The organism is cyanobacterium endosymbiont of Epithemia turgida isolate EtSB Lake Yunoko (genome assembly GCF_000829235.1).
Lineage (GTDB): Bacteria > Cyanobacteriota > Cyanobacteriia > Cyanobacteriales > Microcystaceae > Rippkaea.
The window spans coordinates 1,634,912-1,650,880 of record NZ_AP012549.1 but is presented as its reverse complement, the minus strand read 5'-3'; the positions used below and the strand labels follow the sequence as shown (position 1 = coordinate 1,650,880).

The window sequence follows — 15,969 nt, the reverse complement described above, 5'->3', positions numbered from 1 at the left end:
CAGTAATTAATGTTTTTTATATTAAACATAGAATTATAGAGTATATAAAAACATTCAAAGTTCCTGTTCTTTTAAAAAAGAGAGAAAGTAATATTGATAAATTTACAACTACATTAACTATCAACTATATGTTTATAAAAAAAATTAAATACAAGATTATTTATTATCAATGAACTAACTAATTAGTCGTTAATAACGAACTTTACAATTTTTTTAAAAAATTAGCTGCTCTGTCATAATTTTTGTACAATTTATTTAAATTACTCAATAAATTTTTAGCTTTTAAAACTTGGAAGTCTTTACTTAAATCTTTTTTAATCGTCACTTCTCTAATAAAGTTAGGAATAACTACTACTTTTGGTTTCTAAAATTTACACAAGGTAAACACTATAATTTTCTAAGTTTAACTGACTAATCTTGATGTGTTAAAACTATATATTCATTTGAAATATTGACTATACATTAACTTAATAAGACGAATTAATTATGAGTTAAAAGCACTATTTTCTATCTAAACTTTTATCATTTATTTTCGGTATCTTCGGATTAGTAGCGATATATGACTAAAAGCTTTGCTACTTAATAAAACAAGACTTTCAATCGTATTGATTATCGAATATTAATATGTACTCAAGTTATTAATTATAAAAATCATGAAATCTTTGATATTATTGATGAATTATTTTTACTAAAATTACAAAAAATTACATAAATTTTAATATTAAAATTTAAAGTTTTTTATAGTTATTGTTAATTTTTTATTTAATAAATATAAAATTAATTTTCTCATTAAATTTATTTAATCTGATTTGGTATAAAGTTATTAAAATAAATTTACTTATACTGTAAGGATAATCTCTTTTACAATAAAAATAACTTTTTACGGCACTTATAATAACTAGTCTTCCTTTAGTTTGTTTGAAATTATCTAAGAATGCATAAATAGTCTATAAGACCTTTAATAAATCAACATTATATCATCTTTGATGATCTTCTAGAGAAATATCTTCTCAATTACCTTTTAATCACTATCAAGTATTGACAACAGCCATATTAATATGTTTAAATTTATTCTCTATAGTAGATACTACTTCTTTTCAGTTTTACTATTGGGTAACACCCCTAAAAAAAATTAGTATTCTTTCTTTTGAAAAATCAATTTAATCAGTAATTTTCTGTAAGCGATATACGCTATAAGTTGATGATGCGATCTCTACTCCTTGAGTCTAGAATTTTTGAGCAAGAGCTGCCCTAATACTCAATGATGGTAAGGTAATAAACACTAATTTTTAATCAAAATAAAACATGAATTTTTTCTCAAAAGTCATGTTTATTCAATTATGTCTGAACTAATTTGGTTAGGAATTGATCCAGGATTGGCAATTATAGGATGGGCAATTTTACAAGAAACAAAATCAAATCATCCTCTATTGATTGACTATGGGATTATTGAAACTCCAAAAACCTTATCAACCTCTCAACGGTTAGTAGAAATTGAACAAGATTTAGTAGGGTTAGTCCGAGAATTTAGACCCCATAGAATTGCTATTGAGATGCCCTATTTTGACCGTAAAATTAAAGCCGCAGGTGGTGTAATGCAGGCTCTAGGAGTGATTAATTTAGTGAGTTATCGTGAAGTAAAAATCGAGCCTATCTTTCTCCATCAATCAAGTTGGAAATGTCATTTGGGAAACGGACGAGCTACCAAAAAAGAGGTGGCCCAGATCGTAAGTCATTTATTTGGATTAGAATTACTTCCCATTGATGATAGTGTAGATGCAATTGCCATTGCCTATGCTGCTTTATGTGGACTAATCAATAATATTAAATGAAGACACGATGTTGCAGAGAAGGCATTTGTCTACGTACCTGTTGAATACGGAAAGGGTCAATTTCTGCGATTACTATTCCTTCTTTTTGTCCCGCATCAGCCAAAATTGTCCCCCAGGGATCGACAATACAAGCATGTCCATGAGTATACCGTCGTTCGTAATGATTTCCAGTTTGAGCAGGGGCGATCACGTAACAGGTATTTTCAATAGCTCTAGCTTGAAGTAATACCTTCCAGTGATCTTTGCCCGTAAAGGCGGTAAAAGCGGCTGGAATAAACATAACATCAGCCCCCTGATGGGATAGATGACGGTAAATTTCAGGAAAGCGAACATCGTAACAAATAGAAAGTCCTAAATTGCCAAATTGCTCAGAAGGATAGATATTAGGCAAGTTTTGTCCCGCCATGACTGTACTTGACTCGCGATATGTATTGCCATCAGGAAGATCTACATCGAACAGATGAACTTTTTGATAACGAGCGACTTCTGTTCCAGAAGAATCAACTAAGATGGCAGTGTTGTAAGCTTTGGTAGAATTTCCTTCCACAGGTACGGGAAAGCCTCCCCCCAAAATCGTAATTTGAAAGCGTTGCGCCATAGTCTTGAGAAATTTTTGAGATTTTTCGTTAACGACTTTCGCTTCCTTTAATTTTTCTTCTTCTTTACCCAAAAATGCAAAATTTTCTGGTAGTCCAATTAACTCAGCCCCCCGACGCACAGCCAATTCGATTAGTTCTTCGGCTTCAACTAAATTCTTTTGGAGATTAGGCTGACTAGTCATTTGAATAGCTGCAGCAAGATAGGATTTCATCAGTTCAGTTAATAATATTGAAGATGCAACGTAGACTTATATTTTAACTTTTAAAGTTCCTTATATCCAATCTTGATCTTCTTCTTGATCAAAATTAGAAGACTCTTGATCATTACGATAAGGAGGAGTCAAAACGCGGTAACTAGCATCATAAACTTGGTCTACTGTTTTATTTCTTAACTCAAGAGTATCCTGTTTTTTCGGGGGAGATTTGACCGATTCTTGAAAGAGTGGGCTGTCTTTAGGGTCGTGGGATTCACGATATATGTAGGAATAAATTGAACCTTTATGAAAAGCTTTTCTAGGGGGCTGTCGAACCTCAAAAACTGTCGATTGCTCTTCCTCTTCTTGTAGTTTTCGTTCTAATTTTTCACGAGTAAATGTGGGTTTTGTCGGGGGGTTTTCAATATCCCAACCATCTTCTTCCTCAAAGTCTTGTTCTATTTTTCCCCAATTCCTTTGAGACTGGTTTCCCCAACCGGCTTTTTTTGAAGAAGGGGAAGACTCTGAGAATTGAGAGGATTGAGGAGGAAAGTTAAAGTTTCTAAGAGAAAATGATTTAGAAAATTGATTTAAAAATTGTATTATTAAACTGGTTAAAATTCCAAAAATAATAAACAAAATCACCCAAATTCCTACAGGTAATGTTAGAGTAAGCAAGGCAGTTTTGGCATTTATACCTATAAAATAAAGAGTTACAGCCTGCTGATTTTGAATGAGAAAAACAACAGTTGAAACTATAATTAATAACGTGAATAATAACTTCATCTAATATCATTTCTGAATGACAAGGTTGCTGACCAGAAAGGTGAGCAGGAGCTTAACCTACCCTATCTTTAATATTATTTAATATTAGTTTTTTTATTCTTCTTCATCAGTTTTGGAGACAGCAAAACTCAGAGAACCTAACTCGAGTCTTTCTCGAATTAGCTGCTCGATAGCTTCCGCAACTTTTAGATTCTCTTCAAGGTATTTAACCGCATTCTCTCGTCCCTGGGAGATGTTATCTCCATTGTAGCTGTACCATGCTCCTTTACGACTGATGACCTCGGTTTGTTCAGCTAAATCTAGCGTACAGCCCATGCGAGAAATTCCCTTACCAAAGATAATATCAAATTCAGCGATACGAAAAGGGGGGGCGACTTTATTTTTAGCAACTTTAACTTTGACTCGAATTCCGTACTCTCCTTCACTACCTTTTTTAAGAGTTTGAATACGGCGAATATCTAAACGGATTGAGGCATAAAATTTAAGAGCGTTTCCTCCTGTAGTAACTTCAGGACTACCATAGGTAATTCCTATCTTTTGACGTAGTTGGTTCAGAAAAATGACGACACAACCTGTTTTTCCGATATTTCCAGCAACTTTTCGTAGAGCTTTACTCATAAGGCGAGCTTGTAACCCCACCTGAGTGTCCCCCATTTCTCCTTCAATTTCAGCACGAGGAACTAAGGCGGCTACAGAATCTATCACGACTATATCAACGGCAGCGGATCTAACCAATTGATCAACAATTTCTAAAGCTGACTCTCCGGTATCAGGTTGAGCAACAAGTAAATTTTTAATATCTACTCCTAACGCATGGGAATAGGCGGGATCAAGGGCATGTTCTGCATCGACAAAAGCCGCTACCCCTCCGGCTTTTTGGACTTCGGCAATCGCATGGAGAGCGAGAGTAGTTTTTCCAGAACTTTCAGGTCCATAAATCTCAATTACTCGTCCTTGAGGGAATCCTCCTCCTAGGGCTAAATCTAACGTTAATGATCCACTGGGGATGGTTTCTACCCGCATCTGCGCTGCATCCCCTAGGCGCATGATGGAGCCTTTACCGCAAGTTCGTTCAATTTGATTAAGAACTAAGTCTAGGGCTTTTTCTTTGTCAGGATTATTAATTATAGTAGCCATTAACGCCTCAAAAAGTTTTTAGAACAAAAATTTATAGTACAAGAATATCTGTACATTGTAGCTGTTTTTTCTAGTAGCTGACACTAAATATGACAATTTCGTTATAGTTTTTATTATTTAAAATGATATCGACAATGAGCATAATCCTGAAGTTATTCTGAAACAGATAGATAACAGATAACTTCAAAAACTTTTAATAGATTAAAACTGAATAAAGGGCTAGGCATTTGCTGTTATATTATTTAAATAGACTGCACTCAATTACCTTAGTTGGTTTAAACTACAAAAGTATATAATTAATTATCAAAATAGTATTTGTACTTGCTAATTCATAAGATTTAAACTCATGTAATTCTCTTCTGCAAACATACTTTTATGTTTTGAATAAAAGTATGTTTGCTTTCTTTTCAGGATCTCCCATATTTTATATGTCTGAAATAAACCTTATACAATACAAAAATATTACAAAAATATAAAAGTAAATAAACATTATTGTATTTAGCACTAGATGAAGGTTTAATACATCAAAAAAATAAGTTTATTAGCATTTTTATGTCCAAAATATGTACAAAAATAAGTAGTGTAGACAACGACTTTTATTGAGAAAACTAGATTTAATTTGTATCAATATAAATACTCTAATTGAGTTATTTTTTATTTTTTTAAAAAGAAAAGTATTTGTTAATAACAAATACTTTTCTTGATTTGACTTGATTTGATAAGAGAGTATATATCGTATACTTAGTAAGATATAAGGTAAATTTTTGTCACAAAGTATATGATATTAAATTCCTCATGTAGTAATTTTAAACAATGTAGAAAATTGTAATTTAAAGCTTTCATATAAATAAATATAAAAGACCATTTTTTTAGGATTGCTATGGATATTTAGAAATAACAGAAGAGTTTATTTATGTTCACTATCCAACAATAATAAATCAATAGATTAAAAATATTTGGTTAAAATAGTTATTATTACAAAGTAAAATATTTCTTTTATTTAAAAAAAGAAATATTTTACTCCAAACAAATACATTCATCGAACTCGATATCTTTAGACTTAAATCTATGAACTCGAAAAAGAGTTACTTTTTGTAACAAATATTTGTTAACAGCTCCACCATAGTTGACATCTATAAACTTACTGTGAATTGGTTATCTTGAGATTTTCCTTGCTGTATCCACAAATGACAAAAACGGAGAAATTAACTTCTGTAGCCATATTTTGTTATCAGGTTTTATATAATATAGTGATGGGGCACATAAGGAGAGTTACAGATAATTAAATTTGAGCTATCAGATTGGTGTTTGAGTGAAGATAGTTCAGTAAAATCTACGATTATCAAATTTAAAGGGATATCTTTCCAGAATTACTTAACACTCTATATGATTAATTTAATTTTTATAAAATATTCTTATACAATAACCAAATTTATAAGAATATTAGCTATTTATTTTAGAAAATTTTTATTTCCTTCTCTATGAAATAGACATTTAAAATTTACTAAAATAGATCAAACTCTTTATTAAGAATAATAGCTAAAAATAGTAATAATAGATATTTTATGATGTAGTTTACGATTCAATTTGCTATGTGGTTTAGTTATTTAAAATTGGTGAATAAATAACTTTTACTACGAATAGTATCAATATCATTAGCATAGATAATATAAAAATTAAGATAGTCAACTAAATTACTCTTAAAATAACAATATAAAAATTAATTTTTATATTGTTATTTTAAGTTTCTATTTTTTATCGATTGGGGTACAGTCTAATTAGTTGATAGGATCAAACACTTTTTTTGAGATAAAAAGTTGTGCCAATTTTACTTAACTCCATTAATGATACTAAGTTAGACAAACTTGCTAAAAACCTTAGAAAACTTATAACAACACTATAAACTCCTAATTCAATAAAATTAGGGATTTTAACTTTATTAGTATAATAAACAATGAGTAAGAAGAAAGAAAGAGAGGATAAAAGTAGTCCAAAACTCAAGATAATCATAATCTGTTAATTATTCTCTAATTTTCAGTAAAATATTTATTTTTTATCTTTTTTTAGCTGCAATAATATTTTATATCTATAACTTTGTAAGATTGATTATAGTTACTTTTTGATCGTTGTGGAGTTCAGATTCAGGCTTATTACTTGAGAAATAAAAAAAATATGTTTATTATCAATAATCTCATCTAATATGAATATTAATTATTATGACTCAAAAAATTATGCTATTAGTGAGATAAATGCCTATTAAATGAGTAAATAAAACAAGCAAAGCTGCAATGAATCTGTTTATCATGTTTTCTTGTTAAACATGTTTTCTATGGTTTTTTTAAAAAACTTATTACTTTAATAGGTTTATTTAACTTGTTTCGGTACTTAATAAATATTGTTAAATTAAAATAAAAATATAAGATATTTAACTTAACTTTAAACTGTCAACTAAATAAGTTAATTATGTAAAAATACTCAGGGTATTTTGATTGTATTTTAGTTTTTTTTTAAAAAAAAGCTTGCTTATTGAATTCCTTTATCTCTCAATAAAGAGAACTCTAAAATTTAGGGAAATGTTAGAGACTATGCTAAGATGCCATTATGAGAATTACTATCGTAAGTTATTGATAAGAACTCTTAGTGAATTTAACTTTCTAGACCCTTTCTTTAGAACTACATCTATGTCTCAATATGAATCAAGCAAAATTCTGCTTAAGACACAAAATCATTCGATTAAAAGTCTATAGACATTAATTCAGAACTAAAAGTTAAAAATATTTCATTTTCTTGATAAACGAGGATATTGTATGAATACACAAGAAATACTGAGCCGATATGCTGCTGGACAAAGAGATTTTAGAAACATTAATCTAATTGCTGCTAATTTGAGAAGTGTAAACTTAAGTGGGGCTAATTTAAGTGGTGCTGATCTCAGAGGGGCTAACTTAACCAAGGCCAATTTAAGTTATGTCAATCTGACCCAAGCAACCTTAACGGGAGCAAATTTCACCTTAACCAATTTGACTTCCGCTAATCTTAGTGCAATTGATTTAAGTAATGTAAATCTAAGCAATGCTTATCTTAATGGTACTATTATGCCTAGTCAAATAAGTTCAACTTAAAATATACCAATAATGTTATTATTGACTCATCTCGACCTAGTAATCGTACATAGTTAACTGAGGACATAACAATGACCCAAATAATTTTGGGAGAGCATGAAGGGATTGAATCAGCTCTACGTCGTTTTAAAAGACAGGTCAGTAAAGCTGGAATTTTTACTGATATGAAAAAACACCGTCATTTTGAAACGCCAACTGAAAAACGTAAACGGAAAGCAATAGAAAAACAGAAACAACGCAAAAGAAACTATTCTTAGAAAGACTCAATTAATTTTGTATTTTTTATGGAGTTATTATGTATTTTGACTAAAAAATTAACAAAAAGGTAAGGATTAAATCTTGTAATTTCAACTTTACTACAACGTCTAATTTAGATTAGGCTAGACAAAAGTAGACTTTCAATTGTCAATTTATTAAAAATGCAAGAGTTACTTGGAGGCACAAACATTTTTCTCATCGGAATGATGGGAACAGGGAAAACTACTGTGGGAAAACTTTTAGCACAAGAGTTAGGTTATCGTTTTTTTGATACTGACGTTTTAATTGAACGAGTGACACAACAACCTATTGACAAAATTTTTACTTCCATAGGAGAGAAAAATTTTCGACAAATTGAAAGCCAAGTACTTATGGAGGTAGCTGCCTGTACCAAAAGTGTGATTGCGACGGGAGGGGGTATTGTTTTAAGATCTCAGAACTGGAGTCATCTTCGTCACGGTTTAATTATCTGGTTAGATGCTTCTGTAGAATTATTAACAGCTCGTTTAGCTAACGACTACACCCGTCCCCTTTTACAAAAGACTGATTTAACGAGTAGGTTAAACTCCTTATTCGAGCAGCGACGTTCTTTATATACTCAAGGAGATTTACGGATTTTCATTAATGAAAACGACACTCCTGAGATGCTTATTACCAGAATTTTAGCAAAAATTCCAAGTAAAATCATATCTAGTTTCGAAGTTTATAAAAATAAAAATAAAAACTAAATATCAACTTAAGTTTAACTATGTTATTTCTTTAAAAGAAGCTAAAAAAAAACTTTTTTAGCTTCTTCAATATTCAAACCTATGACACATTGGCATCTAAATAACAAGCTTCTTTTCTATATTACAGAATTTATTAACCATGAATAACGTATAGATTTGTTTTTAATTACGTTTATTTTCACAAAAACCTTCTTTATTTACTAATAACAAACCAATAGACATTGAATAAATTGAGGTAGAAGATTCACCAAAATCAATCTTTCTTATACTCTGAAAGACAAGCTAAGAAAAATATTCAATACTTGCCTTGTAAGTTTTAAATGTAACTATTTTTTAGAAAAAATATAAATAGTACGAGGTTTTTTGGGAATAAATTTAGATAACAGCTAAAGTATTTTACAAACTTTATTAGTAATTAATTCCCCAGCAAGTTTATGTCCTAATTGATTCCAATGTCCACTTCCTAAGACAGTATTTTTAAATCCGTGTAAAAATTGATTATTTTTATCGGCATAGTACTGGAATTCTGGGGCTAGATTAAGCACATCAAATTTCTCTTTTTCTCCTAACGCCTTAATTCTTTTGTCAGGAGAGAATTGATCTACCACTCTTCCTTGTTTAAAATATTTATCTCGTAGTGATTTATCAGGATAAACTTGTGCTGGATTACTTAATGTTACAGCCAAAAATTTAGCTTTTATTGTTTCACTTTCTTGTTTAATCATTCTAACTAATTCTTCGGTAATATCCCAGGCTTTTTCCCAGTCTTCATCCTTATCTTCTAAGTAAAGTTGTGGCACAAAATCAAGATATTTAATAATATCAAAACTATCATTTTTTAATGTTTCTTTATCCCAAAATATATCGCGATTTTTAAAAGTAATTCTTGCTTTATTGATCATTTGTAACAAATAAAAATTATTAATAGTAGAAAAAATAATTTTTCTTACTAAGCTACTACGCCACTGATAGGTTTTTGTTTCCTTTAAAGAAAAATCCATAAAAAACTTACCCTCTTCTTCAATTAAAAAAGGACTAAATCTATCATTATGACTCAATAATTTTGAATTATTAACAATATCGTTTCCTGTAAAAATAGCTAGGATTACCATGTCAGGAGAATAATGTTTAACCTGGTGTTTTAAAGTCATCAATTCTTGGGCGGTTCCATAGTCTCCCACCCCAAAATTGATGACCTCGACTGCTTGATTATTAATACTGGGACAATTACGTAATCCCTGTTCAATAAATGACCAAAAAGTTTCTTCTAAATTTACTTGAATGGCTTCGGAAAAAGAGTCTCCTAAAATAGCAATTCTAAAAGTATTTTTTGATTTATCTTTGGTATAGTATTTATCTCGTAATCCATCTTTATTTATCTTAACCCATGCCTTTCCTTCTTGAATCCACCAACCAGAAAACCCTGGAATTAAAGCATGTCCTCTATATTCATCAACTTGATAAAAACTGGGATAGGAAACTCGGGCAATTCTTAACCCAATTTCACTTATACTTAAAGCAAAGATAATACCACATAATCCTAACAAAATATCTAATCCGAATTGTTTAAATTTAAACATAAATTCTGAGCAATTAAATGAATTGAATTTGTTACTATTTTAGAATAGAATGTTTTGAATAGATTTTTGAGTTTTATAGTCAAATAGATGAATTTTAGCTGGATTTAAAGACAACCAAAAACTTTGTCTATTTTGATCAAATTTAGCCCAATCATCAGAAGAAATACAAACTTTTATTAAAGAATTTATATCAGTAACTAGGTGAAAAAAAATTGAAGTTTCATTGCCTAAATTTTCGATTGAATTAACTTTAACTTCTAAATTATTCGGTGAAGGAAAACTAACAGTCAAATGTTCTGGTCTAATACCTAAATATACTGTGGTTCGCACATATTTTTTAAGATAAGGTTCCCAAAATTGCGGTAATTTTATAAAAAATTGAGGATGAGTAATCGTGACAGGAGTATCCACTGTAACCTCAATAAAATTCATAGGAGATAACCCAATAAATTCTGCCACAAAACGATTAGCCGGATGATTATAAAGTTCTAAAGGAGGGGCTAGTTGTTGAATTTCTCCACCATTTATGACGGCAATACGGTCGCCCATGGTCATTGCTTCAGTTTGATCGTGGGTAACATAAATAGTGGTAATGTTCATCTTTCGTTGTAGTTGAACAATTTCTGAACGCATCATTACCCGCAATGTAGTGTCTAAATTCGACAAAGGTTCATCCATCAAAAAAACTTGCGGTTTACGGGAAATCGCGCGTCCTAAAGCTACCCGTTGTTTTTGTCCCCCTGATAACTCTTTAGGAAAGCGATCTAAGAGATGATCCAGTTCTAAAAGTTGAACAACTTGGGAGACTTTTTCGTTAATAACTTGTTCTGTCGCAGAAAGATAACGCCAAGACTTAGGCAATGACCGTGTTAAGCTAACTAAAGCTGATTCTAGCCACTTAGGTAAGGATGAGATGGATTTCGTTGAGTCATCTCGGCTCATACGACGCAAACCAAAAGCAATGTTATCATAAACATTCATATGAGGATAGAGAGCATAATTTTGGAAGACCATGGCAATATTCCGTTGTTTTGGAGGAAGGGTGTTCATAACACAATCACCAATTTTAATATTGCCCCCCGTTGCTGTTTCTAACCCACAAATGAGACGTAATAATGTACTTTTTCCACAACCTGAAGGTCCAACAAGGACCATGAATTCGCCGTCGTTAACTGTTAAGTTAATATCTCGTAGAACGTTGGCTTGATTACTCTTTGAAAGATTTGACTCAGTTTCTGAAGGGATCGATTTTGTGCCACTAGGGGAGAAACTCTTATAAAGATGTTCTAAAATAACTTTAGCCACGTTAACCCGTTACAACAATTTTGATTTAAATCTTATTTTAATACCTGTCTAAGCCGTCTAACCAAAAATATTTTTTCTACTTTTATTTCTTTTTTTTATCAAAATATCAATTAAGTAGGTAACTTTCAATAAATGTCAATAAAAAAAATGGTTAATATATTTATATATAAATAATTATAACTTAATTTATACTGTTTTAATTTCTGCTTTCTGGAGTTTTTATTTCCATTATTTTGGAGAAATTATTTAAAGCCTTAGTCAATTTTAATGATTCTTGCTATTCCAATTTTTTACCTGAATTGTTAAGCTGACTGACATCTAATAATCGTTATTTTTAAACTATATATTTATATATAGTTTAAAAATTAATAATAAGTTAAGTATAGCCATGACTGTTATACATATAATTTTTAGCTCTCATCCTTAAATTAAATCATACTAAAATCAATATCTTTACTGGTTGATAGGTTTATACCTATGAAATAAAAAACTAAATCCGGCTTAATAAACAAGATTTTAAATAAAGATTTAACCCATTATCTAACTTAAAGTTTTAAGTAATATGGTAACAATTTCATTGTCTTTAAAAAATGTAGCTAAGAGCAAATTGTACTGATTATTGCTTATTAAAAAATAATTTTTGTTTTGATAATTAAATTACTATTAAAGAGATTTACCTTGGGAAGAAAAAACTGTATATCTCAAAATCATAAAGATTAATCGTTGTTAAATTAGATGTAATCAATGTGGAGACAAAGTTAAAAAATAGGTAAGTTTTCTTGAAAAGGAAAGAATATATTTCTTTTTAAGAGGGCATAAAAACATAAATTTCTAAAAAGTACCTAAACATTGACATTAAGAATTTAGAAATGGGGTAGACTGAGGTGTTGCCTTATTAACCTCTGTTGTAACAAGAGATTTTTTTACACTACTGTTATAAATTCTTTGCTCAACGAAACTGTTTACATTCCCAATATCTCCATCAAAACTTCAAAGCCAGACTCTTCGAAAGCTTTTAGTTTTGTCTCTGTATGCCCTACACCATCGTTGGGATAGCTTTCTAAAATATTGAAAATCTTTATCTGAGTATGTTTGTACGTTTATTGCCATATATAACAACTCTTACAGGTTAAATTTGGTTTTTTGAATAAAAAGTCAAGGTTCTTTGACTACACCATACATTCAAACTCTCTTACTTTAGTAGACGGCACCATTCTACGTCTATACAATGTATTGAAGCAGGTGTCTCCAAACTTTTAGTGAGATACATACGCTCACTTGCATTTTCAATGTGTCTCTGTTGACTGTAGTGGAGGCATTTTGTGAAAATTTTAGATAAACTAAGCTAAGTGTAAATATTTACTGTTGAACAATGACCATAGCCGACTTTCTAACGAACGATACTCTTTCAATTGCTCTACTCTACCTAACTTTGAGCGTTCTCTATCTTTTGATTATTCCTGGAATAGTCTATTTTTATCTAAACAGTCGTTGGTATGTAGCTAGTTCTTTTGAACGAGTATTGATGTATTTTTTGATGTTTTTCTTTTTCCCAGGAATGTTAATATTGAGTCCTTTTTTGAATTTTAGACCTAAACGGCGCAATATCACAACTTAATTCCAGGAATTAATTTAAATTTAAAGATATAGCACACCATGCGACGAATTGATGTTATTGCCATTGGAATTACTATTTTTACCGCAGGTGGAGTGGCTTATCTATTTTTTGAGACTGTAGGATTTGATGGAATATCAGCTGGAATTTGTAGTCAGTCTTTATTGATAATAGGTCTGGTTGGCTGGACGCTGACCTACCTGTTTAGAGTAATGGGTAAAAAAATGACCTACAATCAACAAGTTAAAGACTATGAAGATGCAGTCTTGCAAAAACGACTTGAAGCAATGAGCTCAGAAGAACTTGAAAAATTACAATAGGAAATCGCACAAGAACAATCAAGATCTCGATGTTAATCAATAAAACTTGTATTTGACCTCTGTAAGGGTCAACACACGTTTATCCCTTCTAACTTTCGACTTGGTAATTTACAACTATGACCTCGGTTTCTGATTGTTTCCGATCTCTACGCGCTCAGGGTAGATGTGCCTTAATTCCCTTTATAACAGCTGGTGATCCTGATTTAGACACTACTGCTCGAGCTTTACACCTTCTTGATCGTTTAGGAGCAGATTTGATTGAGTTAGGGGTTCCTTATGCCGATTCCTTAGCTGATGGACCTGTTATACAAGCAGCCGCCACCCGTGCCTTAGTCCATGGAATTAAATTACAAGACGTCTTAGAGATTGTTAAACAAGTTTCCCCGAAAATTAAAGCCCCAATTGTTTTATTTACCTACTACAATCCTATTTTTTATCATGGAGTAGAATCTTATCTGAAACGAGTTAAAGAAGCTGGTGTTAAAGGTCTAGTTGTTCCTGATTTGCCTCTAGAAGAAGCTCAGAGCTTGTTGAACCTTGCAGCCGCGGAGGGCATTGAAGTAACCCTATTAGTTGCTCCTAATAGTCCCATAGAACGAATTCAGGCAATTGCTCGTCAATCTCAGGGGTTTATCTATTTGGTGAGTGTGACTGGAGTAACGGGAGTTCGGTCACAAGTAGCCAGTAGGGTAGAAGAGTTAATCACTAATTTACATAGTGTTACTGACAAACCTATTGGGGTTGGTTTCGGTATCTCCGAAGTTAAACATGCAGTTCAGGTGAAAAATTGGGGGGCGGATGCAGTAATTATAGGAAGTGCTATTGTCAAACGGTTATCTCAAGGAACTCCCGAAGAAGGATTAAGTTCGGTTGAAGAATTTTTTAGATCTTTAAAACAAGGAATAAATCAACCCAAACTTGTCTGACCGTTGAAACGCATTGAGTATCTAGTGAGATCTCTATGGTGGGGTGTCACGTTGAAAATTAATTGTTAAAAATTCTTATGTCATCCTCTCAAAAAAGAATCTTATTTATTAGTAATGGACATGGAGAGGATAACCACTCCTCCTATGTGATTGAAACCTTACTTGAACTTTGTTCAGACTTAGAGATAGCAGCAATGCCTATTGTTGGGGAAGGGAATGCCTATCGTCGATTGAATATCCCGATTATTGGACCTACTCAAAATATGCCCTCTGGAGGATTTTCCTATATTAACCGTTGGCGTTTTCTCACGGACCTCCGAGCGGGATTGATTGGGTTAGCCTGGAGGCAATTAAAGGCAGTTTGGGAATATGCCTCCACTTGTGACTTAATTATGGCAACAGGGGATACTGTATCCCAAGGGTTTGCCTATTCTACAGGATATCCCTACGTTTCTTTTATTTCCTGTCTGTCGAGTCTTTATGAAGGAAAATTATATATTGGTCCGTTTATTGGGCATTTCCTGCGATCACCAAAATGTTTAGCGGTGGTGACTAGAGATCCTTATACCGCTCAAGATCTTAAACGACAAGGAATCATTAAAGCCAAATTCGGCGGAATTCCTTCTCTAGATAAACTCGTCCCTACGGGAAAAGATCTACATCTTAACCCCAATATTCCTACTATCGCCTTACTCCCAGGATCAAGACTTCCTGAAGCAGAACGTAATTTTAAATTGCAATTGAACCTTGTTCTAGAAATTGTTAAAGTGATGCCCACCGATCACATTCAATTTCGAGCAGCTTTGGTCCCCAAACTAATGAACCAATTAGCCGAAATAGCCAACAATGAAGGATGGAAACACAACGCAGGTCAACTAACTTATCAATTTGATTGCGGAACAGCCGAAGTTAGGTGTTATTCTGACGCTTTTAGCGATATTCTACACAATTGTACCCTAATGTTAGGAATGGCCGGGTTAGCAGTAGATCAAGGGGTAGCCTTAGGAAAACCCGTTATTCAAGTCCCAGGAGAGGGACCCCAATTTACTTATGAATTTGCCGAGGCGCAAACCAGACTCATTGGTAGTTGCGCCCAAACTATCGGGACCGGACCTGCTACTTTAGAAACCCTTCGTGAAGCAGCCAAACGAATAGCAGAAACAGTAGCGGATAAGGAGTATTTAGCCACCTGTTTTGAAAAAGGACAAAAGCGTTTTGGTCCGCCTGGAGCATCTATCAGAATTGCTAAACTTTTATTGAATTATATGGAGGATAAAAACCAAATAATGTTCAGTAAAAAAAGATAGAAAAGTCAAAAAAATTATTTCCTTCTTATGAAGAATGAGGCTGGCATCGTCGATTTGTTAAAATTTTATCTTGGTAAAAGGCTCAAATACGGAATAATATCCCATCTAATCAAGAATAATTTTGATTTTCCTCAAGTAGTTCAAGAGAACGACCTGCATATAATCTTGAATCTAAGAATATATCAAAAAAAAGGATAGAATAATTATATTGAGCTTACCTTACTGGTTTGGCTCTATAGAAACTTTAAAAATTACTAAAT

At 31.9% G+C, this 15,969-nt stretch carries 13 protein-coding genes; 8 read left to right on the top strand and 5 right to left on the bottom strand.

The window, feature by feature from the left end:
• Nucleotides 1–1,340: 1,340 nt before the first annotated feature.
• Entirely contained in the window at nucleotides 1,341–1,832 is a 492-nt protein-coding gene (locus ETSB_RS05070; RefSeq protein WP_044106689.1) for a crossover junction endodeoxyribonuclease RuvC, read from the top strand.
• Here the strand turns inward: ETSB_RS05070 and ETSB_RS05065 are convergent.
• The 3 genes from ETSB_RS05065 to recA all read right to left on the bottom strand — a co-directional run bounded on the left by ETSB_RS05065 (nucleotide 1,825) and on the right by recA (nucleotide 4,548).
• Nucleotides 1,825–2,643: a carbon-nitrogen hydrolase family protein gene (locus ETSB_RS05065; protein WP_044106688.1), complete on the bottom strand. Its 819-nt coding sequence runs from the start codon at nucleotides 2,641–2,643 to the stop codon at nucleotides 1,825–1,827. The two genes, ETSB_RS05070 and ETSB_RS05065, sit on opposite strands and share 8 nt — an antisense overlap.
• A 60-nt stretch (nucleotides 2,644–2,703) precedes the next feature.
• Entirely contained in the window at nucleotides 2,704–3,411 is a 708-nt protein-coding gene (locus ETSB_RS05060; RefSeq protein WP_044106686.1) for a LapA family protein, read from the bottom strand.
• Nucleotides 3,412–3,504: 93 nt separating this feature from the next.
• Nucleotides 3,505–4,548, bottom strand: a complete 1,044-nt coding sequence (recA, locus tag ETSB_RS05055) for a recombinase RecA (RefSeq protein WP_044106685.1) — start codon at nucleotides 4,546–4,548, stop codon at nucleotides 3,505–3,507.
• A gap of 2,807 nt (nucleotides 4,549–7,355) precedes the next feature.
• Here recA and ETSB_RS05045 point away from each other — a divergent pair.
• The 3 genes from ETSB_RS05045 to ETSB_RS05035 all read left to right on the top strand — a co-directional run bounded on the left by ETSB_RS05045 (nucleotide 7,356) and on the right by ETSB_RS05035 (nucleotide 8,656).
• Nucleotides 7,356–7,670, top strand: a complete 315-nt coding sequence (locus ETSB_RS05045; RefSeq protein WP_044106681.1) for a pentapeptide repeat-containing protein — start codon at nucleotides 7,356–7,358, stop codon at nucleotides 7,668–7,670.
• A gap of 71 nt (nucleotides 7,671–7,741) precedes the next feature.
• Nucleotides 7,742–7,927, top strand: coding sequence for a 30S ribosomal protein S21 (gene rpsU / locus ETSB_RS05040; protein ID WP_044106680.1), 186 nt, complete (start codon nucleotides 7,742–7,744; stop codon nucleotides 7,925–7,927).
• 162 nt (nucleotides 7,928–8,089) lie between these two features.
• Nucleotides 8,090–8,656: a shikimate kinase gene (locus ETSB_RS05035; RefSeq protein WP_044106678.1), complete on the top strand. Its 567-nt coding sequence runs from the start codon at nucleotides 8,090–8,092 to the stop codon at nucleotides 8,654–8,656.
• 386 nt (nucleotides 8,657–9,042) lie between these two features.
• Here ETSB_RS05035 and ETSB_RS05030 read toward each other — a convergent pair whose 3' ends face one another.
• Nucleotides 9,043–10,236, bottom strand: a complete 1,194-nt coding sequence (locus ETSB_RS05030; RefSeq protein WP_044106677.1) for an SGNH/GDSL hydrolase family protein — start codon at nucleotides 10,234–10,236, stop codon at nucleotides 9,043–9,045.
• Between the two features lie 39 nt (nucleotides 10,237–10,275).
• Nucleotides 10,276–11,541: an ABC transporter ATP-binding protein gene (locus ETSB_RS05025; protein ID WP_044106676.1), complete on the bottom strand. Its 1,266-nt coding sequence runs from the start codon at nucleotides 11,539–11,541 to the stop codon at nucleotides 10,276–10,278.
• A 1,378-nt stretch (nucleotides 11,542–12,919) separates the two neighbouring features.
• Between ETSB_RS05025 and ndhL the strand changes: the two genes are divergently transcribed.
• From ndhL to ETSB_RS05010, 4 genes are all read left to right on the top strand, one after another.
• On the top strand, nucleotides 12,920–13,159 hold the full coding sequence (gene ndhL / locus ETSB_RS09290; RefSeq protein WP_171816459.1) for an NAD(P)H-quinone oxidoreductase subunit L: 240 nt from the start codon (nucleotides 12,920–12,922) through the stop codon (nucleotides 13,157–13,159).
• Nucleotides 13,160–13,197: 38 nt separating this feature from the next.
• Nucleotides 13,198–13,476 carry a DUF3007 family protein gene (locus ETSB_RS05020; protein WP_044106675.1) on the top strand — a complete coding sequence of 93 codons (279 nt, stop codon included), beginning with the start codon at nucleotides 13,198–13,200 and terminating at the stop codon, nucleotides 13,474–13,476.
• 116 nt (nucleotides 13,477–13,592) lie between these two features.
• Nucleotides 13,593–14,402 carry a tryptophan synthase subunit alpha gene (trpA, locus tag ETSB_RS05015; RefSeq protein ID WP_044106674.1) on the top strand — a complete coding sequence of 270 codons (810 nt, stop codon included), beginning with the start codon at nucleotides 13,593–13,595 and terminating at the stop codon, nucleotides 14,400–14,402.
• Nucleotides 14,403–14,479: 77 nt separating this feature from the next.
• Nucleotides 14,480–15,709, top strand: coding sequence for a lipid-A-disaccharide synthase-related protein (locus ETSB_RS05010; protein ID WP_044106673.1), 1,230 nt, complete (start codon nucleotides 14,480–14,482; stop codon nucleotides 15,707–15,709).
• Nucleotides 15,710–15,969: the final 260 nt, after the last annotated feature.

What these genes read in the sequence shown, in the direction of transcription:
- ETSB_RS05030 (WP_044106677.1), bottom strand. Translation starts at nt 10,236, where the DNA reads ATGTTTAAATTTAAACAATTCGGATTAGATATTTTGTTAGGATTATGT.
- rpsU (WP_044106680.1), top strand. Translation starts at nt 7,742, where the DNA reads ATGACCCAAATAATTTTGGGAGAGCATGAAGGGATTGAATCAGCTCTA.
- ETSB_RS05035 (WP_044106678.1), top strand. Translation starts at nt 8,090, where the DNA reads ATGCAAGAGTTACTTGGAGGCACAAACATTTTTCTCATCGGAATGATG.
- ETSB_RS05070 (WP_044106689.1), top strand. Translation starts at nt 1,341, where the DNA reads ATGTCTGAACTAATTTGGTTAGGAATTGATCCAGGATTGGCAATTATA.
- ETSB_RS05065 (WP_044106688.1), bottom strand. Translation starts at nt 2,643, where the DNA reads ATGAAATCCTATCTTGCTGCAGCTATTCAAATGACTAGTCAGCCTAAT.
- recA (WP_044106685.1), bottom strand. Translation starts at nt 4,548, where the DNA reads ATGGCTACTATAATTAATAATCCTGACAAAGAAAAAGCCCTAGACTTA.
- ETSB_RS05020 (WP_044106675.1), top strand. Translation starts at nt 13,198, where the DNA reads ATGCGACGAATTGATGTTATTGCCATTGGAATTACTATTTTTACCGCA.
- ETSB_RS05060 (WP_044106686.1), bottom strand. Translation starts at nt 3,411, where the DNA reads ATGAAGTTATTATTCACGTTATTAATTATAGTTTCAACTGTTGTTTTT.
- trpA (WP_044106674.1), top strand. Translation starts at nt 13,593, where the DNA reads ATGACCTCGGTTTCTGATTGTTTCCGATCTCTACGCGCTCAGGGTAGA.
- ETSB_RS05010 (WP_044106673.1), top strand. Translation starts at nt 14,480, where the DNA reads ATGTCATCCTCTCAAAAAAGAATCTTATTTATTAGTAATGGACATGGA.
- ETSB_RS05045 (WP_044106681.1), top strand. Translation starts at nt 7,356, where the DNA reads ATGAATACACAAGAAATACTGAGCCGATATGCTGCTGGACAAAGAGAT.